The sequence below is a fragment of the Citrobacter sp. CK181 genome (assembly GCF_030333595.1).
GTDB classification, from domain to species: domain Bacteria; phylum Pseudomonadota; class Gammaproteobacteria; order Enterobacterales; family Enterobacteriaceae; genus Citrobacter_B; species Citrobacter_B koseri.
Genome location: NZ_JAOWFN010000011.1, coordinates 808,548 through 831,813 on the forward strand (window position 1 = coordinate 808,548; position 23,266 = coordinate 831,813).

Here is a 23,266-nt window from a genome sequence, read left to right on the forward strand (position 1 = left end):
CATGAAAATAGTACAAAACGCGCAAAGACGCATTCCTGAACCCGCCGCCGGTGAAGTGATTACGCTGCCGCCCGTTACGGTGCGCAGGCGTAATCCGCCGCTGTCGCATCTGATGCGAACGCTGGCGCAGCGAACCGTTCCCGCATTGCTGGGGCTGGCGCTGCTGGTGGTGGGCTGGCAACTGGCGGCCATTAACAGCAAAGGCTTCCCGACGCCGCTCAGCACCCTTGATTCCGCGCTGACGCTGTTTGCCGACCCGTTTTATAACGGTGGGCCTAATGATATGGGGATTGGCTGGAATGTGCTGGCGTCGCTACAGCGTGTGGCGATTGGTTTTGGGCTGGCGGCGCTGGTGGGGATTCCGCTTGGCTTCCTGATCGGCCGGTTCACCTTTTTCTCACGCATGTTTACCCCGCTGATCGCGCTGCTGCGACCGGTCAGCCCGCTGGCCTGGTTGCCAATTGGCTTGCTGCTGTTTCAGAAAGCGGAACCGGCATCAAGCTGGACTATTTTTATCTGCTCTATCTGGCCGATGGTGATCAACACCGCCGAAGGCGTGCGCCGCATCCCACAGGATTACCTTAACGTTGCCCGGGTCCTGCAACTCCCGGAATGGACGGTGATGCGCCGTATTCTCTTTCCGGCGGTTCTGCCTGCGGTGCTGACCGGCGTGCGCCTGTCTATCGGCATCGCCTGGCTGGTGATTGTGGCGGCGGAAATGCTCACCGGCGGCCTTGGCATTGGCTTTTGGATCTGGAACGAGTGGAACAACCTCAATGTGGAAAACATTCTCATCGCTATCGTCATCATCGGCGTGGTTGGCCTGCTGCTGGAGCAGGGTTTAATGCTGGTGGCGCGTCGTTTTAGCTGGCAGGAAAAATAAGGGGAACACCATGAAACCGTTAATTCAGGTACAGGCCGTCAGTCAGCGTTTTTCTACCGCCAGCGGCGAATTTCTGGCGTTGCAAAACGTCTCTTTCGACATTCATGAAGGTGAAACCGTCAGCCTTATTGGGCATTCCGGCTGCGGGAAATCGACGCTGTTGAATCTGATTGCCGGAATTACGCTCCCTACCGACGGGGGGCTTATTTGCGACAACCGGGAAATCGCCGGGCCGGGGCCGGAAAGGGCGGTGGTCTTTCAGAATCACTCGCTGCTGCCGTGGCTGACCTGCTTCGATAACGTTGCGCTGGCGGTTGATCGGGTCTTTCGCCGCACGATGGGGAAAACAGAGCGTCGGGAATGGATTGAACACAATCTTGAACGGGTGCAAATGGGGCACGCCATGCACAAGCATCCGGGAGAAGTGTCCGGGGGGATGAAGCAGCGCGTCGGCATCGCCCGGGCGCTGGCGATGAAACCCAAAGTGCTGCTGATGGATGAACCGTTTGGCGCGCTGGACGCCCTGACGCGCGCGCATTTGCAGGACACGGTGATGCAAATCCAGCAGTCGCTCAATACCACCATTGTGCTGATTACCCACGATGTGGATGAAGCGGTGCTGCTCTCCGATCGCGTGCTGATGATGACCAACGGCCCGGCGGCGACGGTAGGCGACATTTTGCCCGTCACGCTTCCTCGCCCGCGTAATCGCGTGCAGCTGGCTGACGACAGCCGATACCACCAGCTGCGCCAGCAGATTCTTCACTTCCTCTACGAAAAGCAGCCGAAGGCGGCGTAGGGAGGCGGTATGACGCAGCGACTGGTCATTATCGGCAATGGGATGGCCGCCACCCGTCTGGTGGAGGCGCTGTTGGCGCAGGCGCCGCAGGCCTTCACGATAACCGTTGTGGGGGAAGAACCGCAGCATGCGTATAACCGCATTCAGCTTTCGCCCGTACTGGGCGGCGAAAAGCGCTTTGCGCAGACGCTGCTGCATCCGCCTGAGTGGTATCAGCGCCACGGCGTCACGGTGCTGACGGGGGAAGCCGTCATCGCCGTTGACGCGATAGCGCGTACCGCCACCACCACCGGTCGAACGCTGGCGTGGGATGCGCTGGTGTTTGCCACCGGCTCGGTTCCGTTTATTCCGCCGATCCCCGGCGCTGATTTACCCCATGTGCATGCTTTTCGCACGATTAACGATGTGGACAGCATCCTGCATGGCTGCGGGCCGGTTGCCGTGCTGGGCGGCGGTGTGCTTGGTGTCGAGGCGGCTGCCGCACTGCGACTAAAAGGTGACAATGTCACGTTAATTCATCGCGGCAATCGGTTCATGGAGCAACAGCTTGATGAGCAGGCCGGGGAACTGCTGGCGGAACACCTTGCCGCACGCGGGATTGACTGCGTGCTGTCGTCCGGTATCGACAGGATTACGCCTGATGACGTCACGTTGACGAACGGTTGCGTGCTGTCTGCAACGCGCGTGGTGATTGCCACTGGCGTAAAACCCAATACGGCGCTGGCGCTGGCAAGCGGGGTGTCCTGTCAGCGTGGAATTGTGGTGGACGGGCAACTGCGCACGGCGGTGGCAGGGATCAGCGCGATAGGCGAGTGCTGTGAAATCGACGGCCAGACCTGGGGGCTGGTCGCGCCCTGTCTGGCGCACGCGGAGGTGCTGGCGGCCCGCCTGGCGGGAATCCCCGGCGCTGATTTTCACTGGCAGGACAGCGGTACGCGTTTGAAGGTGACGGGCATCGATCTGTTCAGCGCCGGGGAGGTAAACGCTACGGCAGGTGATGACCTGCTGCGCACATTTGACCCGCTGAGCGGCCATTACCGTCGTCTGCTGATCCGCAATGGACGGTTACAGGGGGTGCTGCTGATGGGCGATTGCCGCAGCGCCGCGCCGTTGACTGATTTGCTGGCGCAGGCTGCGTCGGCGAATCCTGACTGGTTATTCGACAGATTTGATACGCAGCCTGCGGCTGCAGGACAGGTGACTATGACAAAACCCACGTTGGCTGTTGTTGGACACGGTATGGTTGGCCACCATTTTCTTGAGCAATGCGTTAGCCGCAATCTGCATCTTGACTATCAGATTGTGGTCTTTGGCGAAGAGCGTTATGCCGCCTATGACCGCGTTCATCTGTCGGAGTATTTCGCCGGGCGCAGCGCAGAATCGCTCTCGCTGGTGGAAGGCGATTTTTTTGCCCGCCACGGTATTGAGCTGCGGTTGTCGCAATGCGTCACGGCGATCGATCGGGATGCCCGCGTTATTCGCACCGCCAGCGGACATGAAACGCACTGGGATAAACTGGTGCTGGCAACCGGATCATATCCCTTTGTTCCGCCGGTGAAAGGCGGTGATTCGGCGGCGTGTTTCGTCTATCGCACGCTGGACGATCTGGATGCGATTGCCGCGAAGGCAAAACACTCTCGCCGTGGGGTGGTGATTGGCGGCGGGCTGTTGGGGCTGGAGGCGGCGAACGCCTTGCGGCAATTAGGGCTGGAGACGCATGTTGTCGAGTTCGCGCCATCGTTAATGGCGGTTCAGCTTGATAACGCTGGCGCGGCGATGCTGCGCGAAAAAATCGAGGCGCTGGGCGTGAGCGTGCATACCTCGAAATCCACTGCGGAAATTGTCTCTACCCCGCAAGGGTTACAGTTGGTGTTTACGGATAGTGAGCGTCTGGAGACGGATATGGTGGTGTTTTCTGCCGGTATTCGCCCGCAGGATGCGCTGGCGCGCGGCGCCGGACTTCGTATCGGAGAACGCGGCGGGGTGTGTATTGATAACCACTGTCTGACCTCTGACGCGGATGTTTTTGCCATCGGTGAATGTGCGCTCTGGGACGGCAGGGTGTTCGGGCTGGTTGCGCCGGGCTACCAGATGGCGCGCGTGGCGGCAGCGCAGTTGGCCGGTGAAGATGCGGCGTTCAGCGGGGCGGATATGAGCACCAAACTCAAATTACTGGGGGTGGATGTGGCCTCGTTCGGCGATGCGCAGGGGCGCACGCCAGGCGCGCAAAGCTATCAGTGGACGCATGGCCCGGAGCAAATCTACAAAAAAATTGTGGTCAGCGCGGACGGCAAGACGCTGCTGGGCGGCGTGCTGGTGGGTGATGCGGCGGATTACGCCACGTTATTGCAAATGATGCTTAACGGTATGGCGCTGCCCGGACAGCCGGAATCGCTGATTTTACCTGCTTTGGCGGGCAGCGCGCCGAAAGCGTTGGGCGTTGCGGCATTACCGGACAGCGCGCAAATATGCTCTTGTCATAACGTCAGCAAGGCGGACATTTGCCAGGCGGTCAGCGCGGGCGCAACGGAGATGGGCGCAATCAAGCAGTGCACCAAAGCGGCAACCGGCTGCGGTGGGTGCAGCGCGCTGGTGAAACAGGTGATGGAGTTCCAGCTGGCGGCACAGGGCGTGGAGGTTAAAAAGGATATCTGCGAACACTTTGCGTACTCGCGGCAGGAGATTTACCACCTGGTGCGGGTGAACCGCATCCACACCTTTGAGCAACTGATTAGCCGCTATGGTCGCGGGCATGGTTGTGAGATTTGCAAACCGCTGGTGGGCTCGGTGCTGGCCTCCTGCTGGAATGAGTATCTGCTAAAACCTGCGCATCTGCCGTTGCAGGACACCAACGATCGTTATTTTGCCAATATCCAGAAAGACGGTTCGTATTCCGTTGTACCGCGCATGGCGGCAGGCGAGGTGACGCCGGATGGGCTGATTGCCATAGGCGAAATCGCCAAACGTTATCAGCTCTACAGCAAAATTACCGGCGGGCAGCGTATCGACTTGTTTGGCGCGCGCCTCGAACAACTGCCGGATATCTGGCGCGATCTGGTTGCCGCCGGTTTTGAAACCGGGCACGCCTACGGGAAGTCGTTGCGCACGGTGAAATCCTGCGTCGGATCAACCTGGTGTCGCTATGGCGTTCAGGATTCAACCGGTCTGGCCGTCACGCTGGAGAACCGCTACAAGGGACTGCGCGCCCCGCACAAAATCAAAATGGCGGTCTCCGGCTGTACCCGCGAGTGTGCCGAAGCGCAGGGGAAAGACGTTGGCGTGATCGCCACCGATAAGGGCTGGAACCTGTATGTCTGCGGAAACGGCGGTATGAAGCCGCGTCATGCGGATCTGTTCGCCAGCGATCTGGATGACGCCACGCTGATTAAATTCGTGGATCGCTTCCTGATGTTCTATATCCGTACCGCCGATCGCCTGCAACGCACCAGCACCTGGATGGATAATCTTGAAGGGGGCATCGACTATCTGCGCGAGGTGGTTATACACGACAGCCTGGGTATCGGCGACGAGCTTGAACAGGAGATGGCGCGAATCGTGGAAACATACCAGTGTGAATGGCAAACCACGCTGAATGATCCGCAGCGTCTGGCGCTGTTCCGCGCCAGCGTGAACGGCGACGAACCGGATGAAGCCGTAGCGCGCCAGATGCTACGTGGGCAACCGCAGCTGGCGAAACCGGCGGCGCCAGCGAGAACCATCCTGCCGAAAAAACCCTGGCAGGAGGTTTGTCAACTGGAGGAGATCCCCGAACAGGCGGGCATTGGCGCCCGTCTGGGCAACCTGCAAATTGCGCTGTTTCGCTTTGGTCAGACGATTTACGCCCTTGATAACCATGAACCCGGCAGCGACGCAAACGTGCTTTCCCGGGGAATTCTGGGGGATGCCGGCGGTGAGCCCGTTGTCATTTCACCGCTCTACAAACAGCGTATTCGCCTGCGCGATGGTCGGCAGTATGACAGCGGTGAGCCCGTTGTGCGCGCCTGGCCGGTGAAAGTCGAAGCGGGCAAGGTATGGGTAGGGAATCAGGCGCTACTGCTACGTGCGGAGGCGTCATGAATGAAACCCGGACAACGTGCCCTTACTGCGGCGTCGGCTGTGGGGTGATCGCCCGCGTCAGCGAACAGGGCGTCACGGTTCAGGGCGATCCCGATCACCCGGCCAATTTTGGGCGACTGTGTGTGAAAGGCGCCGCGCTGGGGGAAACCACCGGACTGACCGGACGGTTATTACACCCGCAGGTTAACGGTGAAACGGTAAGCTGGCAGCAGGCGCTGAACACGGCGGGCGAGCGCCTGCGCAGCATCATCGCGCAATATGGCCCAACGTCGGTGGCTTTCTACGCCTCGGGACAACTGCTGACGGAAGACTACTATGCGGCGAATAAGCTGATGAAGGGATTCATCGGTGCGGCCAATATCGATACCAATTCGCGCCTGTGCATGTCGTCAGCCGTTACGGGCTACAAACGCGCGTTTGGCGCGGATGTGGTGCCATGCAGCTACGAAGATATAGAGCGCAGCGATCTGGTGATTCTGGTCGGCTCGAACGCGGCGTGGACGCATCCGGTGCTCTATCAGCGCCTGGTGCAGGTGCGAAAAGAGAACCCGTCCATGAAAGTGGTGGTGATTGATCCCCGGCGCACCGCCACCTGTGATATTGCGGATATGCACCTTGCCCTGACGCCCGGCAGCGATGGCGGGCTGTTTGTCGGGCTGCTGCACGCCATCGCGACAAGCGGCGAACATGACGTCGATTTTGATGATGCGCAGGCGGCGTTTGCCCGCGCCAGCCGCTGGCCTGTTGAGCGAGTCGCGCAATTTTGTGGTCTGGAACCCGCGGAAATCCGCCGGTTTTATGATGGTTTTCTGATCGCGCCGCGCGCAATCACCCTTTACACGATGGGGATTAACCAGTCCGCCAGCGGCAGTGATAAATGTAACGCGATCATTAACGTACACCTTGCCAGCGGTAAATACGGGCGGGAAGGCTGTGGGCCCTTTTCGCTGACCGGACAGCCAAATGCGATGGGAGGGCGTGAAGTCGGCGGGCTGGCGACACAGCTGGCGGCGCACATGAATTTTGAGCCGCAGGATCTGTCGCGGGTTGCCCGTTTCTGGGGCACGGAGCGGCTGGCGCAGACGCCGGGGTTGATGGCGGTGGATCTGTTCGACGCTATCGCACGCGGCGAGGTGAAGGCGGTGTGGATCATGGGCACGAATCCGGCGGTATCGCTGCCGGACACTCATGCCGTCTGTCAGGCGCTGTCTGCCTGCCCGTTGGTCATTGTCTCGGAGGTGGTGGCCGATACCGATACCAGTCGACTGGCGCATATCCGGTTTCCGGCGCTGGCCTGGGGGGAGAAAAACGGCACCGTCACCAACTCTGAACGGCGCATCTCGCGTCAGCGCGCATTTTTAACCGCCCCCGGCGAGGCCAGAGCAGACTGGTGGATTGTCGCGCAGATGGCAAAACAACTCGGCTTTGGCGAGGCATTCGCCTGGCAGGATGCGTGGGATGTCTTTCGGGAACACGCTGCGCTGTCGGGGTTTGAGAATGACGGCGCCCGCGCGTTTGATATTGGCGCGCTGGCGGATCTGAGCCGCGCGGCGTGGGATGAAATGGCGCCTGTCCGCTGGCCGGTCAGCCGTCACCACGGAGCGCTGGACCTGGCTCGCGGCTGGCATCGCAATAAGCGTCTGCGGCTGGTGCCCGTTGAACCGGAGGGCATGAGAACGCGCTGTGACGCGCTCTATCCGCTTATTTTAAACAGCGGTCGCCTGCGCGATCAGTGGCACACCATGACCCGAACCGGAACGGTGGTTCGGCTTATGCAGCACATTAGCGAACCGATTGTTGAGGTTTCACCGTCTGATGCCGCCCGTTTTCACCTGGTGGATGGCGCATTTGGCCGTATCAGCTCCTCACGCGGGGTAATGGTCGCCAGAGTGGTGATTCAGGCCGGCTTGCGGGAAGGGACGGCGTTTACGCCGATGCACTGGAGTAATCGCTTTGCCCGGCAGGGAAGGGTGAATGCGCTGGTCGCGCCCGTCTGCGATCCTCAATCAGGGCAGCCGGAGAGTAAACAAACGGCGGTGCGCATCACGCCGTGGCAGCCGCGCTGGCAGGGGGAGCTGTTCATCCGCGAAGAGATAACCTTTCCTCCTTTTGTTCACTGGTGGCGTAAAGCGGCGGAAGGCGTGGCGCGTTTCACTCTCGCAAGCGATCGTGACGATCGCGACTGGTTGTTGGCGATGTGCCGCGAACAGCGCTGGCAATTGCAGACCGCGCAGACGTCGCAGGGGCTGAATATTCTGGCCTGGCAGGCGGGACAATTAATGCTGGGGTTCTGGTCAGATGCGATAAAACCCGAAACAGACGATGCGGCGGTGATTGCCGCGTTCCGCCATCCGCCGGAAAACGCCCCTGAACGGCATGGCCTGTTGAGTGGCAAACCGGGCGGCGGGATGCCCGACCAGGGACGCATTATCTGTAGCTGCTTTAGCGTGGGGGAGTGTGCTATTCAGCAGGCTATCGCACAAGGGTGCGACTCCGTTCAGGCGCTGGGCAAAACATTACGCTGCGGCACCAACTGCGGCTCATGCGTACCGGAGCTGAAAGCGCTGCTGGCGCAAACGGCATCCGCCGGAAGCCTGGGATTCTCCTGAAAATGCGATAAAGGGCTGCAAAACGCGGATGGAAACGTTATGGTTTTAGTTAAGTGTGAGATTTCATTCGTTTAATGTAAAAGCAGCTGACAATTTGAGCCGTATTGTTTATCGCCCTCTTTCCCTTTGCATACTCTTGCTGCTGGCAGGCGGTACTGCCAGCGCGCAATCCTCGTTTATTCAACAGGCGGAAAATCCCTTCGATAACAACCAGGATGGTTTACCTGATTTGGGCATGACGCCTGAGTCACACGAAGGTGAAAAACAGTTTGCTGAGATGGTGAAAGCCTTTGGCGAAGCGAGCATGACCGACAATGGGCTGGATACCGGCGAGCAGGCGCGTCAGTTTGCGTTTGGCCAGGTGCGGGACGCCGTGAGTGAACAGGTGAATCATCAACTGGAGTCCTGGCTTTCGCCCTGGGGGAATGCGAGTGTCGATCTCAGGATTGATAACGAAGGGAGCTTTACCGGCAGTCGTGGGGGCTGGTTTATTCCCTGGCAGGACAACACGCGGTATCTGACCTGGAGTCAACTCGGGCTGACTCAGCAGGACGATGGCCTGGTCAGTAATGTCGGCATCGGCCAACGCTGGGCGCGCGACGGCTGGCTGTTAGGGTACAACACTTTTTATGACAACCTGCTGGATGAAAATCTGCAACGGGCGGGATTTGGCGCGGAAGCGTGGGGCGAATACCTGCGATTATCCGCCAATTACTACCAGCCTTTCGCTTCCTGGCATGAACAGACCACCGCCTTAGAGCAGCGTATGGCGCGCGGCTACGATGTTACCGCGCAGATGCGCATGCCGTTTTACCAACACCTCAACACCAGCGTCAGCGTGGAACAGTATTTCGGCGAACGGGTGGATCTGTTTGACTCAGGCACGGGATACCATAATCCGGTAGCGGTAAAACTAGGGCTTAATTACACGCCGGTGCCGCTGGTGACGGTAACGGCGCAACATAAACAGGGCGAGAGCGGGGTGAGCCAGAATAATCTGGGGTTGAACCTGAACTACCGTTTTGGCGTGCCGTTGAACAAACAGCTGTCGGCCAGCGAGGTGGCGGAGAGTCAGTCGTTGCGCGGCAGTCGCTATGACAACCCGCAGCGCAATAATCTCCCGACGATGGAGTACCGTCAGCGTAAAACGCTCACTGTTTTTCTGGCGACGCCGCCGTGGGATCTCCAGTCTGGCGAGACGGTGCCGCTGAAGGTGCAGATTCGCAGTCGGCATGGCGTTCGTCATGTGACGTGGCAGGGCGATACGCAGGCGCTGAGTCTGACGGCAGGAGCGAAGGCGGACAGCGCAGAGGGCTGGACCATTATCATGCCGGCCTGGGACAGCAGCGAAGGGGCGACAAATCGCTGGCGGCTGTCGGTCGTTGTTGAAGATGAGCAGGGCCAGCGTGTCTCCTCCAATGAGATCACGCTATCACTGACTGAACCGTTTATGGCGATGCCCGATAACGATCCGCGCTGGAAGCTGCTCCCGGAGGAGTAATCAGAAGATGCGTTCCTGATGCACCCATACCGCCGCTTCGACGCGTGACTTCAGCTTCATCTTCTTCAGCATATGTTTCACATGCACTTTGACCGTACTCTCGGTGATATCTAGGCGGCGGGCGATCATTTTATTCGGCAGTCCCTGGGCGATCAGCTTCAGGATATCGCGTTCGCGCGGCGTCAGTTGGGTCACGTCGCGGTCAGAGGTCGCGCGGTTTGCCCGCAGGCTGGCGGCCAGAACCGGCGTTAACGCTTCGCTCAGCACCATTTCGCCAGCGGCCGCTTGCTGTAAGGCTTTCAGCAGATCTTCCGGCTCCATATCTTTTAACAGATAGCCGTCTGCGCCGCGCTTCAGCGCCGTCACCACGTCTTCTTCATGATTGGACACGCTGAATACCACGATACGGCCTGACAGTGATTTCTCACGCAGCTTATCCAGGGTTTCCAGACCGTTCATGCCCGGCATGTTCAGATCCAGCAGGATCAGATCGGGATCAAGAGACTCTGCCAGCTCAATACCCTGCTCGCCATTACTGGCTTCGCCGATCACGCTAATATCGGGCGCCATGCTGACAAGCTGTTTAACACCGGTCCGTAACATCGGATGATCGTCGATCAGCAGGATGGTAGCCGGTTCCTGATTACTCATGGGTATCTCCTTGGACTTCTGTGAAGTTTGTTTCGGGAATAAAGGTGACAGCAACTTCCGTACCGCCCGTCTCACGACGGCGTACACGACAATCGCCACGCAGGCTCTGCGCGCGGTCACGCATAATAATCATGCCATAATGGTTACTGCGCTCGGCGTTTTCTGGTACGCCGCAGCCGTTGTCTTTTACTGTCAGTTTGACCTGATTGCCATTTTGCACCACGGCGACGGCCACCTCATCGGCATGGGAATGCTTGAGGGCGTTACTTAACGCTTCGCGGGCAATTTGCAACAGGTGGATAGCCTGATGCGACGGCACCCGTCGCGGCGGGAGCTGATAATCCAGCTTCACCGTAAAACCAAATCGGGCGCTATATTCCTGACAGCTCGCCTCCAGCGCAGGCCGCAGGCCGGGTTCGGTCAACTGTAACCGGAAGGTGGTCAACAGTTCACGTAGCTGTACCCAGGAGGTATTCAGTTCGTTGCGGATCTGGCTGAGCAACTCGCGGCTGCTTTCCGGCAACGTCGCGCCCTGCATTTGCAGACAGCTGACCTGCATCTTCATGCAGGAGAGCGATTGTGCAATAGAATCATGAAGTTCGCGGGCAATGGTGGCACGCTCTTCCATCACAATCAACTGTTGCTGGCGTTCCTGATTTCTGTCCAGCGCCAGCGTAGCGGTCAATTGCTCGACCAGCGTATCAATCATCTGCTGCTGATCGTGACTCAGATGGCGCCCGTGCGGCAGCGTCGCCAGCAGAATGCCGTATTGCGTATGGGCATCGGTAAGTCGCCATTTCAGCGTGGTGCCGCCGTTGATCGCGGGCAGCGCGCCGCGCGGGCAGAGGTGGCACCCTTTGTCATCACAACTGCTGTCGGACTGGCAGGTGAACTCCTGATGATTATCTTCATCTTCCAGGTCATAAACCCGCAGTTCAATATCGTGCAGCAGCGTCAGGTTTTGCAGGCCGTTCAGCACCGGGGAGAGGCGCTCGCACAGCGGCACCTGGGAATGCAGGCGGCGGTTGGCCTGCCACAGGAATGAGAGGATCTGGTTTTTATGCTCCAGCCCGGCCGTCTTTTCCTGCACGCGTTGTTCCAGTACGGCGTAACTTTCGGCCAGCTCTTCCGACATGTTGTTGAGCGCTGAGCCTAACATCGCCATCTCATTGCGCCCGCTGATATGCGCCCGCTGGGTGAAGTCGCGCTGGCTGACGGCTCGCGCCATCGAAAGCAGTTGTTTCCACGGTTGCAGCAGGCGCGCCCGTAGCCAGATGATCGTAAAGACGAACAGCAGCGCCATAAAGATGGCCATTAATCGATGCACCATCACCACGCGCTCAATGCGCAGCTCGGTCGTGTGATCAAAGGCGGTGACTAACCGATCCAGACCGGTGACAAAACGCATAACATCGCCGGCAACGGCGTTTCTGTCCTGCGCGCGTTGCAGCCCTGGCGCCAGTTCCGTATGCCAGTAGTCCTGTAGTGCGCGAAGCTGCTCTTGTTGCCCGTCGCGTTCCGCAGCGCGGGTCAGTTCAGGGCTGAACGCCGTCTGTTTCATCTCATCCAGCAGTTTTTGGTCGTGGGCGCTCAGCGGCACTGCTGCCAGCAGACGATAGCTCTGCATACGCAGCGAACCGGCCTTGTTGATCGCATGGGCGCTGCCTTGTACGCCCTGAACCAGCCAGCCAGAGATAGCCATGCCCGCCACACCGATAGCGGTGGACAGGAGAACAATAAGCGCCAGTTGGTTGACCAGCGTGAGTGGAGAGAGACAACGTTTAAACATGTAGACTTCTTCCTTCAGGCTTCCTGCTCAGGAAACCTTAATGAATGACGATTCTGCCGGGATGCTCACCGAGGGGCGTTTCGACAGTGACGTTATTCTCAGCCATACCCTGGAGTATACCCATACCTATAACGAGTTACCTCTTAATTGCTGGTGGTGGGAGGGGATCGCGAAGCCGGGGGGTAGGGTTATACAGCACCGTGAAAAACCACATCTTTTTTGTCGACAAAGCCTACTCACTAAGGGGCATGATAATTTTTAGCCGCGAATAATGACGGCTTTTCCTTTGATTTATATCAACTTACCCCCGGCTGTAAACCCTAATGTGGCAGACATCGAATCGAGTAACAGAGGTGTCTATGAGTCACTCATCTGCCCCCGAAAGGGCATCTGGAGCTGTAATCACAGAATGGCGGCCGGAAGATCCCGCTTTCTGGGAACAGCGTGGTCATCGTGTTGCCAGCCGCAACCTGTGGATTTCCGTCCCCTGTTTGCTGCTGGCGTTTTGTGTATGGATGTTATTCAGCGCCGTCGCGGTGAATTTACCGAAGGTCGGTTTTAACTTCACCACCGATCAGCTGTTCATGCTGACCGCCTTGCCGTCTGTTTCTGGCGCATTACTGCGTGTGCCGTACTCCTTTATGGTTCCTCTGTTTGGCGGCCGCCGCTGGACGGCGTTCAGCACCGGGATTCTGGTCATTCCTTGCGTATGGTTAGGTTTTGCCGTGCAGGACACCTCCACGCCGTTTAGCACCTTTATTCTGATTTCTCTGCTGTGCGGTTTTGCCGGCGCGAACTTTGCCTCCAGCATGGCTAACATCAGCTTCTTCTTTCCAAAACAGAAACAGGGCGGCGCGCTGGGTCTGAACGGCGGTTTAGGCAACATGGGCGTGAGCGTTATGCAACTGGTCGCGCCGCTGGTGGTCTCGTTGTCTGTCTTTGCCGTATTTGGCAGTCACGGTGTGGAACAGCCGGACGGTTCGCAGCTGTATCTGGCGAACGCCGCCTGGATTTGGGTGCCGTTCCTGGCCATTTTCACCCTGGCCGCCTGGTTCGGTATGAATGAGCTGGCGACCTCGAAGGCTTCGCTGAAAGATCAGTTGCCGGTACTTAAACGTGGGCACCTGTGGATGATGAGCCTGCTGTATCTGGCGACGTTCGGTTCATTCATCGGCTTCTCCGCCGGGTTTGCGATGCTGTCCAAAACGCAGTTCCCGGAAGTACAGATCCTGCATTATGCCTTCTTCGGCCCGTTAATCGGCGCGCTGGCCCGTTCTGCGGGCGGGGCAATTTCCGACCGTCTGGGCGGAACGCGGGTGACGCTGGTTAACTTTGTGCTGATGGCGATTTTCAGCGCCTTACTGTTCCTGACCTTGCCTTCTAACGGCCAGGGCGGCAGCTTTATCGCCTTCTTCGTTGTCTTCCTGGCGCTGTTCCTGACTGCCGGGCTGGGCAGTGGGTCTACTTTCCAGATGATCTCCGTTATTTTCCGCAAGCTGACGATGGACAGGGTTAAAGCGGAAGGGGGTTCTGAAGAGAAAGCGCTGCGTGAAGCCGCGACCGATACCGCAGCCGCATTGGGCTTTATCTCTGCGATTGGCGCAATCGGCGGTTTCTTTATTCCGAAAGCATTCGGGACATCTCTGGCATTAACCGGCTCACCGGTCGATGCGATGAAAGTGTTCCTGATTTTCTATATTGCCTGCGTAGTCATCACCTGGGCGGTATACGGACGTCATTCTAAAAAATAAAAAAGTAATTGTTTGATTATCCATTGCGCGGCGTTAGACCGCGCTTTTTTTTGCCTGTTTTTAGTTACAACATACTTATTTATAAATAAACAGCGCCGGTTTGTCAGAACGGCGTTCATTTATGCCTTGCAGGGGGCATACCCCTTAATACCCACTTATAAAGAATTTAACATTTACATAATGGATGAATTTAAAAATATTCATATTAATCAGTATGTTGAATGAATAAAAATCATCCTCCTTAAGGGGTATGTCAAAAAACACCCTCGATTTTCATCCCCGTCTGCCTTGATCGTTATCAATTCTGACGCCCTTTCAGAGCGTTACCTTCACAGCCAATCCAGCAATGTCGATTTATCAGAGAGCCGTCAGGCTCCAAACAGGAGAAACCCGATGAGTAAATTCCTGGACCGGTTTCGCTACTTCAAACAGAAGGGCGAAACCTTTGCCGATGGGCACGGCCAGCTTCTCGAAACAAACCGGGACTGGGAGGATGGATACCGCCAACGTTGGCAGCATGACAAAGTCGTGCGTTCAACCCACGGGGTAAACTGTACCGGCTCTTGCAGCTGGAAAATTTATGTGAAAAACGGTCTGGTCACCTGGGAAACCCAGCAGACAGACTACCCGCGCACCCGCCCGGATATGCCGAACCATGAACCTCGCGGCTGCCCGCGCGGTGCGAGCTACTCCTGGTATCTCTACAGCGCAAACCGCCTGAAATATCCGCTGATGCGTAAGCGCCTGATGAAAATGTGGCGTGATGCGAAAAAACTGCACAGCGATCCGGTAGAAGCCTGGGCTTCCATCATCGAAGACGCCGATAAAGCAAAAAGCTTCAAACAAGCGCGTGGTCGTGGTGGCTTCGTTCGTTCTTCCTGGCAGGAAGTGAACGAACTGATTGCGGCATCCAACGTTTATACCATTAAAAATTACGGTCCCGATCGCGTGGCGGGCTTCTCGCCGATTCCGGCAATGTCGATGGTCTCTTACGCATCCGGTGCTCGTTACCTGTCTCTGATCGGCGGGACTTGCCTGAGCTTCTACGACTGGTACTGCGACCTGCCGCCTGCGTCTCCGCAGACCTGGGGCGAGCAGACGGACGTACCGGAATCCGCTGACTGGTACAACTCCAGCTACATCATCGCCTGGGGCTCTAACGTTCCGCAGACCCGTACCCCGGATGCCCACTTCTTTACTGAAGTGCGTTACAAAGGCACCAAAACAGTTGCCGTTACGCCTGACTACGCTGAAATCGCCAAGCTGTGCGACCTGTGGCTGGCGCCGAAGCAGGGGACTGACGCCGCAATGGCGCTGGCGATGGGCCACGTCATGCTGCGTGAATTCCACCTTGATAACCCGAGCCAGTATTTCACCGATTACGTCCGTCGCTATACCGACATGCCGATGTTGGTGATGCTTGAAGAACGCGATGGTTACTATGCCGCTGGCCGTATGCTGCGCGCCGCCGATCTTATTGACGCGCTGGGTCAGGAAAACAACCCGGAATGGAAAACCGTTGCCATCAACACCCGAGGCGATATGGTTGCGCCGAACGGTTCTATTGGCTTCCGCTGGGGCGAGAAAGGCAAATGGAACCTCGAACAGCGTGACGGTACGTCAGGCGAGGAAACCGAACTGCAACTCAGCCTGCTGGGTAGCCAGGACGATATCGCAGAAGTGGGCTTCCCGTACTTTGGCGGTGAAGGCACTGAACACTTCAACAAAGTCGAGTTGCAAAACGTTCTGTTGCACAAGCTGCCGGTGAAACGCCTGCAACTGGCGGACGGAACCACCGCGCTGGTGACTACCGTTTACGATCTGACGATGGCGAACTATGGCCTGGAACGCGGTCTGAACGACGAAAACTGCGCAACCAGCTACGACGACATTAAAGCCTATACTCCGGCGTGGGCAGAGCAGATAACCGGCGTACCGCGTGCGCAAATCACTCGTATCGCTCGTGAATTTGCGGATAACGCCGATAAGACGCATGGTCGTTCAATGATCATCGTCGGCGCTGGCCTGAACCACTGGTATCACCTCGATATGAACTATCGTGGGCTTATCAACATGCTGGTGTTCTGCGGCTGTATCGGTCAGAGCGGCGGCGGCTGGGCGCACTATGTCGGCCAGGAAAAACTGCGTCCGCAGACCGGCTGGCAGCCGCTGGCGTTTGCTCTTGACTGGCAGCGTCCGGCGCGTCACATGAACAGCACCTCCTATTTCTATAACCACTCCAGCCAGTGGCGCTACGAGACGGTTACCGCGCAGGAACTGCTGTCGCCGATGGCGGATAAATCCCGCTACAGCGGTCATCTGATCGACTTCAACGTGCGTGCTGAACGCATGGGCTGGCTGCCGTCTGCGCCGCAGTTGGGCACCAACCCGCTGTACATCGCGCGTGAAGCGGAAAAAGCCGGGATGACGGCGGTGGATTACACCGTGAAATCGCTGAAAGAAGGCTCGATTCGTTTTGCGGCGGAGCAGCCGGAAAACGGGAAAAACCACCCGCGTAACCTGTTTATCTGGCGCTCGAACCTGCTGGGTTCATCCGGTAAAGGGCATGAGTACATGCTGAAGTACCTGCTGGGTACGGAAAACGGTATTCAGGGCAAAGATCTGGGTATGCAGGGCGGCGTGAAGCCGGAAGAAGTGGAATGGCAGGATAACGGTCTTGACGGCAAACTGGACCTGGTGGTGACGCTGGACTTCCGTCTGTCGAGCACCTGCCTGTACTCCGACATCGTGCTGCCGACCGCCACCTGGTATGAAAAAGACGACATGAATACCTCGGATATGCATCCGTTTATTCACCCGTTGTCTGCCGCCGTTGACCCGGCCTGGGAATCGAAAAGCGACTGGGAAATCTATAAAGGCATCGCGAAGAAATTCTCTGAAGTCTGCGTGGGACACCTTGGCAAAGAAACCGATGTGGTGACGCTGCCTATTCAGCACGACTCCGCTGCCGAACTGGCGCAGCCGCTGGACGTGAAAGACTGGAAAAAAGGCGAATGCGACCTGATCCCAGGTAAAACCGCGCCGCACATCATTCCGGTGGAACGCGACTACCCGGCGACGTATGAGCGCTTTACCTCTATCGGCCCGCTGATGGAGAAAATCGGCAACGGTGGCAAAGGCATCGCCTGGAACACTCAGAGCGAAATGGATTTGCTGCGCAAGCTCAATTACACCAAAGCTGAAGGCCCGGCAAAAGGCCAGCCGATGCTGAATACCGCGATTGATGCCGCCGAGATGATCCTCACGCTGGCGCCGGAAACTAACGGCCACGTAGCGGTGAAAGCGTGGGCGGCGCTGAGTGAGTTCACCGGTCGCGACCATACGCATCTGGCGACCAATAAAGAAGAAGAGAAAATTCGCTTCCGCGATATTCAGGCGCAGCCGCGTAAGATTATCTCCAGCCCGACCTGGTCTGGCCTGGAAGATGAACACGTCTCTTACAACGCCGGTTATACCAACGTTCACGAGTTGATTCCGTGGCGTACGCTGTCTGGCCGCCAGTCCCTGTATCAGGATCATCAGTGGATGCGTGACTTTGGCGAAAGCCTGCTGGTTTACCGTCCGCCAATCGACACGCGTTCAGTGAAAGCGGTGATGGGTGAGAAATCTAACGGCAACCCGGAAAAAGCGCTCAACTTCCTGACGCCGCACCAGAAGTGGGGTATCCACTCCACCTACAGCGACAACCTGCTGATGCTGACGCTGTCGCGCGGTGGGCCGATTGTCTGGATGAGCGAAACCGATGCCAAAGATCTGGGTATTGAAGATAACGACTGGATCGAGGTCTTTAACAGCAACGGTGCGCTGACGGCACGCGCGGTGGTAAGCCAGCGTGTTCCGGCCGGGATGACCATGATGTACCACGCGCAGGAACGTATCGTTAACCTGCCGGGTTCAGAAATTACCCAGCAGCGCGGCGGTATTCACAACTCTGTAACCCGTATCACGCCGAAGCCGACCCACATGATCGGCGGCTATGCGCAGCTGGCCTACGGCTTTAACTACTACGGTACGGTCGGTTCAAACCGCGATGAGTTTGTTGTGGTGCGTAAGATGAAGAACATTAACTGGTTGGATGGCGAAGGCAATGACCAGGTACAGGAGAGCGTAAAATGAAAATTCGTTCACAAGTCGGCATGGTGCTGAATCTCGATAAATGCATCGGCTGCCACACCTGTTCAGTGACCTGTAAAAACGTCTGGACCAGCCGTGAAGGTATGGAATACGCCTGGTTCAATAACGTGGAAAGTAAGCCAGGCGTCGGTTTCCCGAACGACTGGGAAAATCAGGAAAAATGGAAAGGCGGCTGGGTCCGTAAAATTAACGGCAAACTGCAACCTCGCATGGGCAACCGCGCGATGCTGCTGGGTAAAATCTTTGCTAACCCGCATCTGCCGGGCATTGATGATTACTACGAGCCGTTTGATTACGACTACCAGAACCTGCATACCGCGCCGGAAAGCAAGCATCAGCCGATTGCGCGCCCGCGCTCGCTGATCACCGGTCAGCGGATGAACAAAATCACCAGCGGTCCGAACTGGGAAGAAATTCTGGGCGGCGAATTTGAAAAACGCGCCAAAGACCAGAACTTCGAAAACATGCAGAAGGCGATGTACGGCCAGTTCGAAAACACCTTCATGATGTATCTGCCGCGTCTGTGCGAGCACTGCCTCAACCCGGCGTGCGTGGCGACCTGCCCGAGCGGCGCCATCTACAAGCGTGAAGAGGACGGCATCGTCCTGATTGATCAGGACAAATGCCGCGGCTGGCGTATGTGCATCACCGGTTGTCCGTACAAGAAGATCTACTTCAACTGGAAGAGCGGGAAGTCCGAGAAGTGTATTTTCTGCTATCCGCGTATTGAAGCGGGTCAACCGACCGTATGTTCCGAAACCTGCGTGGGTCGTATCCGTTACCTTGGCGTGCTGCTGTATGACGCCGATGCGATTGAAAGCGCAGCCAGCACGGAGAACGAGAAAGATCTGTATCAGCGCCAACTGGATGTGTTCCTCGATCCGAACGATCCGGCGGTCATTGAACAAGCGCTGAAAGACGGCGTTCCGCAGAGCGTTATCGATGCGGCGCAGCAGTCCCCGGTTTACAAAATGGCGATGGACTGGAAGCTGGCGCTGCCGCTGCACCCGGAATACCGTACGCTGCCGATGGTCTGGTACGTGCCGCCGCTGTCACCGATTCAGTCTGCGGCGGACGCAGGTGAACTGGGCAGCAACGGCATCCTGCCGGACGTGGAAAGCCTGCGTATCCCGGTTCAGTACCTGGCGAACCTGCTGACCGCAGGCGATACCCAGCCGGTACTGCTGGCGCTGAAACGTATGCTGGCGATGCGTCACTACAAACGTGCGGAAACCGTTGACGGTAAACTGGATACCCGCGCGCTGGAAGAAGTGGGGCTGAGCGAAGCGCAGGCGCAGGAAATGTACCGTTACCTGGCAATTGCGAACTATGAAGACCGTTTCGTTATCCCGAGCAGCCATCGTGAGCTGGCGCGTGAGGCGTTCCCGGAGAAAAGCGGTTGCGGCTTTACGTTCGGCGATGGTTGCCACGGTTCAGATACCAAATTCAACCTGTTCAACAGCCGCCGCATTGATGCCATCGATGTGAGCAGCAAAACGGAGCCGCACCAATGATTGAACTCGTCATTGTTTCGCGTCTGCTCGAGTACCCGGATGCTGCCTTATGGCAGCATCAACAGGAACTTTTCGATGCACTCGCGTCATCCGAAAACCTGGATAAAGAAGATGCTCAGAGTCTGGCGGTTTTCCTGCGCGATCTCACTGCGCAGGAGATGCTGGATGTACAGGCAAGCTACAGCGAACTGTTTGATCGCGGTCGCGCCACGTCGCTGTTGCTGTTTGAGCATGTTCATGGTGAATCCCGCGATCGCGGCCAGGCAATGGTCGATTTGATGGCGCAGTACGAGCAGCACGGCCTGCAACTCGACAGTCGTGAGTTGCCTGACCATCTGCCGCTGTATCTGGAGTATCTGGCGCAGTTGCCGAAAAACGACGCGCTTGGCGGCTTGCAGGACATCGCGCCGATTCTGGCGTTGCTGGGCGCACGTCTGCAACAGCGGGAAAGTCGCTATGCGGTGCTGTTCGATCTGCTGCTGAAGCTGGCTAATACCGTTATCGACAGCGACAAAGTGGCAGAGAAAATTGCGGATGAAGTCCGTGACGATACCCCGCAAGCACTGGATGCCGTCTGGGAAGAAGAACAGGTGAAATTCTTTGCTGAGCAGGGTTGCGGCGAGTCGGAGATTTCCGCTCACCAGCGTCGTTTTGCCGGGGCTGTCGCTCCGCAATATTTGAATATCACCACCGGAGGACAGCAATAATGCACTTCCTGAATATGTTCTTCTTTGATATCTACCCGTACATTGCCGGGTCAGTGTTCCTGATTGGCAGCTGGCTGCGCTATGACTACGGTCAGTACACCTGGCGTGCGGCTTCCAGCCAGATGCTGGATCGCAAAGGGATGAACCTGGCTTCGAACCTGTTCCACTTCGGTATTCTGGGGATCTTCGCGGGTCACTTCCTGGGAATGCTGACGCCGCACTGGATGTACGAAGCGTTCCTGCCGATTGAAGTGAAGCAGAAAATGGCGATGATTGCAGGCGGCGCCTGTGGCGTGATGACGCTGGTTGGTGGCGTACTGCTGCTCAAACGCCGTCTGTTCAGCCCACGCGTGCGTGCAACGACCACGGGAGCGGATATTTTGATCCTTTCTCTGCTGGTGATTCAGTGCGCGCTGGGACTGCTGACTATTCCGTTCTCTGCGCAACACATGGACGGTAGCGAAATGATGAAACTGGTGGGATGGGCGCAATCTGTGGTGACGTTCCACGGCGGCGCGTCTGAGCATTTAGAGGGCGTAGCGTTCATTTTCCGCCTGCACCTGGTGCTGGGGATGACGTTGTTCCTGCTGTTCCCGTTCTCGCGCCTGGTTCACATCTGGAGCGCGCCGGTCGAGTACCTGACGCGTAAATACCAGGTCGTGCGCGCCCGTCGCTGATACGGCTTTGCGTGCGGCTAAACCCTGCTTCGGCAGGGTTTTTTTATGCCTGTCTGCCGGATGGCGGCTGCGCCTTATCCGGCCTACGATCGGACATAACATGTGGTTATGTGATCATGTAGGCCCGGTAAACGGAGTGCCACCGGGCAAAACATAGAGCACAGGAATTTAATTTGGCTGGTGTGCAACAGATAAGTAATGGTGGTGGGGGAAGGATGAATCGGCGCGTAGCTAAACCCTGCTTCGGCAGGTTTTTTTATGCCTGTCTGCCGGATGGCGGCTGCGCCTTATCCGGCCTACGATCGGACATAAGATGTGGTTATGTAATCATGTAGGCCCGGTAAACGGAGTGCCACCGGGCAAAATATGGAGCACAGGAATTTAATTTGGCTGGGGTGCAACAGATAAATAATGGTGGTGGGGGAAGGATTCGAACCTTCGAAGTCGATGACGGCAGATTTACAGTCTGCTCCCTTTGGCCACTCGGGAACCCCACCAAGGGTAATTCAAATTGTAGAGGTCTTGCGAAGAGATGGTGGTGGGGGAAGGATTCGAACCTTCGAAGTCGATGACGGCAGATTTACAGTCTGCTCCCTTTGGCCGCTCGGGAACCCCACCACGGGGTAATGCTTTGTACTGGCCTGCTTCCTGTTGGGAAGCGGGGCGCATCATATCAAATGACACGCCGCTGTAAAGCATTCCTTTGCTTAAAATGAACTGTTTGCGTACTTTTCATCCGTAACGGAGTAAAGCTAATCAATTCATATCGTTGACGATTACAGAATGATGGTGCGATTCCCGTAAACAAACACACGCTGGGCCAGCACCTTATACAATGCGCGGCTTAACACATTCTTTTCAACATCACGCCCTGCACGCATCATATCCTCAGCCGTATAGGTGTGATCGACATGAATTACGTCTTGCATAATGATCGGGCCTTCGTCCAGATTATCGTTAACGTAGTGCGCGGTAGCGCCGATAATTTTCACGCCACGCTCATAAGCCTGATGGTAAGGACGTGCGCCAATAAAAGCCGGCAGGAACGAATGGTGAATATTGATAATCTTATTCGGGAAGCGGGAAACGAATTCCGGCGTCAGGACGCGCATATACTTAGCCAGCACGACATAATCAGGCTGGTGCGCATCAATGGCGTCCGCCATCTGTTTATCGTGCTCGTCGCGCGTTAACCCTTCGTGGCTGACCAGCTCGAAAGGAATATCAAAACGTTCAACCAGAGGTCGCAGGGTTTCGTGGTTGCCGATTACGGCGGCAATCTCAACGTCGAGCCCGCCATAGTTGGCTTTCATTAACAGGTCGCCCAGACAATGCGCTTCTTTGGTGACCAGAATGACGATGCGGCGACGCCCGGCAGGATTTAACTCGCGTACCGAACCTTCCGGTAATGCGCTGTCGAGATCGGCAAGCAGCGTGACATCATTAAAAATGCCTTCCAGCTCTGTGCGCATAAAGAAGCGCCCGGTCCGGTGGTCAACAAATTCGTTGTTTTGCACGATATTGAGTTCGTGCTTGTAGCAGATATTTGTAATACGCGCGATGAGGCCCTTCTGATCGGGGCAGATAGTGCGCAGAACTTTTCGTTGTAGTGAATGCATTACCGGGTAAATCCTGTTTAATGTGTTTGCTGTATCAGCACTGTCAGGCGTTTTAGCCGCAGCACTTTTTAAATTTTTTGCCGGACCCGCAGGGGCAGGGATCGTTTCGACCAAACTGGGGGCGCGTACCGTCAATATAGTACCACTGACCGTTTTCTTTTAAGAAACGCGAACGTTCAATAATCGCGCCGGGTATTCCCTGTTCGATAAAACGGGCCACAAAACTGACATACCCTGTGTTTTCCGCGTCTGACCCGCTCTCTTCAAAAATGGTCAACCCAAGCCACTCAGTATGGGCGAACCCCGCGACAATATCGTCCCGAAAGGCGGTTGCACCACAGGCGGGGTGCCAGGTTCTAATCAGGTAATTTGCGTCTTTCATCACAAAAGCGCAGTAGCGAGAACGCATGAGATGTGACGGATCGGGTGCAACTCGCTCACCGGACACAATAGGGCCGCAACATAGGCTATACTCGACAGCGCTACCGCAGGGACAAAGCTGAGACACAATCATCTCCCTGGATAAAAAAAACG

Annotated in this window: 14 protein-coding genes and 2 tRNA genes; 10 read left to right on the forward strand and 6 right to left on the reverse strand. The window is 56.9% G+C overall.

Annotation, left to right across the window (positions count from 1 at the left end):
* The first annotated feature begins 1 nt into the window (after position 1).
* The 5 genes from ntrB (at position 2) to OGW17_RS07950 (ending at position 9,869) form a co-directional block, all read left to right on the forward strand.
* Positions 2-883, forward strand: coding sequence for a nitrate ABC transporter permease (gene ntrB / locus OGW17_RS07930; RefSeq protein WP_071258431.1), 882 nt, complete (start codon positions 2-4; stop codon positions 881-883).
* Positions 884-893: 10 nt separating this feature from the next.
* Positions 894-1,682 (forward strand): ABC transporter ATP-binding protein, encoded by a 789-nt coding sequence (locus OGW17_RS07935; protein WP_012132175.1) that lies wholly within the window; start codon positions 894-896, stop codon positions 1,680-1,682.
* Positions 1,683-1,691: 9 nt separating this feature from the next.
* Positions 1,692-5,759: a nitrite reductase large subunit NirB gene (nirB, locus tag OGW17_RS07940; RefSeq protein WP_081353187.1), complete on the forward strand. Its 4,068-nt coding sequence runs from the start codon at positions 1,692-1,694 to the stop codon at positions 5,757-5,759.
* On the forward strand, positions 5,756-8,368 hold the full coding sequence (locus tag OGW17_RS07945; RefSeq protein WP_286452162.1) for a nitrate reductase: 2,613 nt from the start codon (positions 5,756-5,758) through the stop codon (positions 8,366-8,368). Before nirB ends, OGW17_RS07945 begins: the two co-directional genes overlap by 4 nt.
* A 94-nt stretch (positions 8,369-8,462) precedes the next feature.
* A complete protein-coding gene (locus OGW17_RS07950; RefSeq protein WP_071258425.1) occupies positions 8,463-9,869 on the forward strand; it encodes a YchO/YchP family invasin in 1,407 nt (468 codons plus the stop codon).
* Here OGW17_RS07950 and narL read toward each other — a convergent pair whose 3' ends face one another.
* Both narL and narX read right to left on the reverse strand, forming a co-directional pair.
* On the reverse strand, positions 9,870-10,520 hold the full coding sequence (gene narL / locus OGW17_RS07955) for a two-component system response regulator NarL (RefSeq protein ID WP_012132179.1): 651 nt from the start codon (positions 10,518-10,520) through the stop codon (positions 9,870-9,872).
* Complete coding sequence (narX, locus tag OGW17_RS07960) at positions 10,513-12,309, reverse strand: nitrate/nitrite two-component system sensor histidine kinase NarX (RefSeq protein WP_049010662.1); 1,797 nt, start codon at positions 12,307-12,309, stop codon at positions 10,513-10,515. Before narX ends, narL begins: the two co-directional genes overlap by 8 nt.
* Before the next feature lie 359 nt (positions 12,310-12,668).
* Between narX and OGW17_RS07965 the strand changes: the two genes are divergently transcribed.
* The 5 genes from OGW17_RS07965 (at position 12,669) to narI (ending at position 21,113) form a co-directional block, all read left to right on the forward strand.
* Positions 12,669-14,060: a NarK family nitrate/nitrite MFS transporter gene (locus tag OGW17_RS07965; RefSeq protein WP_024130296.1), complete on the forward strand. Its 1,392-nt coding sequence runs from the start codon at positions 12,669-12,671 to the stop codon at positions 14,058-14,060.
* 393 nt (positions 14,061-14,453) lie between these two features.
* On the forward strand, positions 14,454-18,197 hold the full coding sequence (locus tag OGW17_RS07970; RefSeq protein ID WP_012132184.1) for a nitrate reductase subunit alpha: 3,744 nt from the start codon (positions 14,454-14,456) through the stop codon (positions 18,195-18,197).
* Complete coding sequence (gene narH, locus OGW17_RS07975) at positions 18,194-19,729, forward strand: nitrate reductase subunit beta (protein ID WP_012132185.1); 1,536 nt, start codon at positions 18,194-18,196, stop codon at positions 19,727-19,729. Before OGW17_RS07970 ends, narH begins: the two co-directional genes overlap by 4 nt.
* Positions 19,726-20,436 (forward strand): nitrate reductase molybdenum cofactor assembly chaperone, encoded by a 711-nt coding sequence (gene narJ / locus OGW17_RS07980; RefSeq protein ID WP_012132186.1) that lies wholly within the window; start codon positions 19,726-19,728, stop codon positions 20,434-20,436. The genes narH and narJ overlap by 4 nt, the downstream gene beginning before the upstream one ends.
* Positions 20,436-21,113, forward strand: coding sequence for a respiratory nitrate reductase subunit gamma (narI, locus tag OGW17_RS07985; RefSeq protein ID WP_012132187.1), 678 nt, complete (start codon positions 20,436-20,438; stop codon positions 21,111-21,113). Before narJ ends, narI begins: the two co-directional genes overlap by 1 nt.
* A 412-nt stretch (positions 21,114-21,525) precedes the next feature.
* On the opposite strand, the gene OGW17_RS07990 is transcribed toward narI, so the two are convergent.
* The 4 genes from OGW17_RS07990 to OGW17_RS08005 form a co-directional block, all read right to left on the reverse strand.
* A tRNA-Tyr gene (locus OGW17_RS07990) sits at positions 21,526-21,610 on the reverse strand.
* A 36-nt stretch (positions 21,611-21,646) separates the two neighbouring features.
* A tRNA-Tyr gene (locus OGW17_RS07995) sits at positions 21,647-21,731 on the reverse strand.
* Positions 21,732-21,889: 158 nt separating this feature from the next.
* Positions 21,890-22,732, reverse strand: coding sequence for a formyltetrahydrofolate deformylase (purU, locus tag OGW17_RS08000; RefSeq protein WP_012132190.1), 843 nt, complete (start codon positions 22,730-22,732; stop codon positions 21,890-21,892).
* 52 nt (positions 22,733-22,784) lie between these two features.
* Positions 22,785-23,240, reverse strand: a complete 456-nt coding sequence (locus OGW17_RS08005) for a YchJ family protein (RefSeq protein ID WP_047464045.1) — start codon at positions 23,238-23,240, stop codon at positions 22,785-22,787.
* Positions 23,241-23,266 lie beyond the last annotated feature (26 nt).